This is a genomic window from Desulfonatronospira sp., assembly GCA_003563255.1.
Taxonomy (GTDB): Bacteria; Desulfobacterota; Desulfovibrionia; order Desulfovibrionales; family Desulfonatronovibrionaceae; genus Desulfonatronospira.
In genome coordinates this window covers 1-2,699 of sequence record PWSL01000521.1, presented here as the reverse complement: position 1 = coordinate 2,699, position 2,699 = coordinate 1, and the positions used below count along the sequence as shown (strand labels likewise).

General features: G+C 54.9%; 2 protein-coding genes and 1 pseudogene. All 3 read right to left on the bottom strand.

Features of this window, described 5'->3' with window-relative positions; all coding sequences use genetic code 11:
* Positions 1 to 244: 244 nt before the first annotated feature.
* Positions 245 to 727, bottom strand: a complete 483-nt coding sequence (locus QZP87_RS15135; protein ID WP_291323761.1) for a CBS domain-containing protein — start codon at positions 725 to 727, stop codon at positions 245 to 247.
* Positions 728 to 853: 126 nt separating this feature from the next.
* On the bottom strand, positions 854 to 2,320 hold the full coding sequence (gcvPB, locus tag QZP87_RS15130; RefSeq protein ID WP_291323760.1) for an aminomethyl-transferring glycine dehydrogenase subunit GcvPB: 1,467 nt from the start codon (positions 2,318 to 2,320) through the stop codon (positions 854 to 856).
* Positions 2,317 to 2,699 (bottom strand): annotated as a pseudogene (locus tag QZP87_RS15125) (glycine dehydrogenase); the annotation flags it as partial. The gene gcvPB and the pseudogene QZP87_RS15125, both read right to left, overlap by 4 nt.

Sequence of the window (2,699 nt, the reverse complement as noted above, 5' to 3'; positions counted from 1 at the left end):
ATGGGCGATCAACCTACGAAGAAGTTCGTCAAAAACTGGACGAGTGCGTCTCAATACGTAGCACGGTAGAGAGCAGAGAACAGGGGTGCAGCACCCAACGTACTGCACCCCGGACTAGCTAAGAAGGGGGGTATCCAGCTAGCACCTGCCTCTCACTCTTAAGAGCAATGTCCATACTTGGTAATCGAGGGATGGTGGGCCAGCAGCCATCAGCTCCTTCCCTAGATCCCTTCAGTTACCTGACCTAGAGTAGGTCCGGTTTCTGTCTGGAAAGATTGGCTAAGCCGGATACTATATCTTGTCTGGCAACAATTCCCGTCAGGTTCTCTCCTCTAACTACGGGGATGTGGTTAACCTCTCTTTCATCCATCTGCTGAAGGAGCGTCTCCACAGGATCTTCTTCATCTACCTTAATGACATCTTTTGTCATAACTTCCTCGACCCGCGTCCGTCCGACCTGTGAGAATCCTTGAGCCAACCTGCTAAGGTCCTCGGCGCTTGTATCTCGCGAAAGGAATACTAGGGGTGCCTGGAGCGTCTTCAGGCTTTCAGTCTCGCACTCCTGCTCGCTCTTCCTAGCCACATCACGCTCGGAAACTATACCAACTACACGGCGGTTTTCATCCACCACCGGCAGCGCGCTTACCCTATGCTCCTCCATTTTCCTGGCGGCGTCTGCCAGCGTTTCACCGCGCTGAATAGTCTGCAGGGCATCTCCGCGCCTCATGATCTCTCTCGTTTGGATAGATTAGCCTCCTTCAAGATTTGTAAGGAACGCTCTTATGGAGCGCGTCTCCTTTAGTACACTTATAGCTTACCAGTGGTACCAGTGAGTCTCAAACTCACACTCTGATCACTCTTGATCTTCTCTTTTCCACCTCAAATTAGGTTTCCTAGCTGCAGTAGCCTCGTCTAGCCGGCCCACCGGAGTCCTGTGAGGTGCTTCCTTGAGCACTTCGGGCTCTTTTTCGGCCTCACGGGCGATCTCTACCATTACGCGGACAAACTCATCCAGCGTCTCCAGGCTCTCGGTCTCAGTGGGTTCCACCATCAAGCACTCGTCCACGATCAGCGGAAAGTAGATTGTCGGCGGGTGGATACCATGGTCCAGAAGCCTCTTAGCAATATCCAGCGCCCTCACGTCGTTCTGGCGTTTCTGCCGGCTTCCGCTCAGTACGAACTCGTGCATGCAGAACCGGTCAAAGGGCAGGTCGTAGTAGTCCTTGAGCTTCTTCATCAGATAGTTAGCGCTGAGGACAGCGTCCTTTGATACCTGCAGCAGTCCCTCGCCGCCCATGGTTCGGATGTAGGCGTAGGCCTTCACTGCTACCAAAAAGTTGCCGTAAAAGGAACGCATCCGGCCTATGGAATGGGGGAGATCGTACTTGAGGAAGTACTTCTCTCCATCGTAGTCCACCAGGGGCACCGGCAGGAAGGGTACCAGCTCTTCCACGACTCCCACCGGACCCGAGCCGGGCCCGCCGCCACCGTGTGGCGTGGCGAAGGTCTTGTGGAGATTGTAGTGAACTACGTCAAACCCTGTCTCTCCGGGCCGGGCCACACCCATGATAGCGTTAGCGTTGGCGCCGTCGTAGTAGACTAGACCACCGGCTTCGTGAACCATTTCCGCTACCCGGTGCATATTCTCATCGAACAGACCTAGGGTGTTAGGGTTGGTAAGCATTAGGCAAGACACGTCATCGTCGAGGACTGACTCCAATGACTCTAGATCCACCCCACCTCTCTCATCTGACTTGACCTCCACCACGCTACAGCCGCCAATGGTTGCAGAAGCCGGATTGGTGCCGTGGGCGGAGTCTGGAATTATAACCTTGGTTCTATGCTCACCCCTTTTGCGGTGATAGGCCTGGATGATGAAGAGCCCAGTCAACTCACCGTGGGCTCCTGCTACGGGTTGCATGCTGACGCGTGCCAGGGCGCCGATCTCCTTTAGGTACTGCTCCAGCCTGTACATCAGCTCGAGAGCTCCTTGGACGGTTTCTTCCGGCTGGTAGGGATGAAGGTCACTAAACCCACTCAGCCGCGAGACATTCTCGTTGATCTTGGGATTGTATTTCATGGTGCATGAACCCAGGGGATAAAACCCCACATCAACCCCATGGTTCATCTGTGACAGCTTCACAAAGTGCCGGACCAGGTCTACCTTGGCAACCTCTGGTAGCTCGGCTGGCTTATCCCGAAGCCATTCCGAACCCAAGAGGTTCTCCGTCCCTTTACGAGGGACGTCCAGCTCCGGCAGGTCATGGGCGCGCCTTCCGGGCTTTGAGTACTCGAATATGAGAGGCTCGACTATCTTCATGACGATCCCTCCAGTTCTGCCACTAGCTGGTCTATTTCTTCTTTGGTCCGCTTCTCAGTGACGGCGACGAGCATGTGTCCTTTCATCTCCGGGTAGAACTTACCCAGGTCCAGTCCGCCCAGGATTCCGCCCTCCAGCAGACGCTGGTTGATGGCTGCCGGATCCTCGGGGCACTTAACCACGAACTCTTTGAAAAAAGGGATGCTGAAAGGCAGCTCATACCCGGTAAGTGCAGCTATCTGATCGGCCGCATAGTGGGCCTTCTCAAGGCAAAGCTCGGCTACTCTACGCATGCCCTCCTTGCCCAGAGCACTTACGTAGACCAATGCTGCCAGAGCGCATAGGGCCTCGTTAGAGCAGATGTTGGAGGTAGCCCTTT

What these genes read in the sequence shown, in the direction of transcription:
- QZP87_RS15135 (WP_291323761.1), bottom strand. Translation starts at nt 727, where the DNA reads ATGAGGCGCGGAGATGCCCTGCAGACTATTCAGCGCGGTGAAACGCTG.
- gcvPB (WP_291323760.1), bottom strand. Translation starts at nt 2,320, where the DNA reads ATGAAGATAGTCGAGCCTCTCATATTCGAGTACTCAAAGCCCGGAAGG.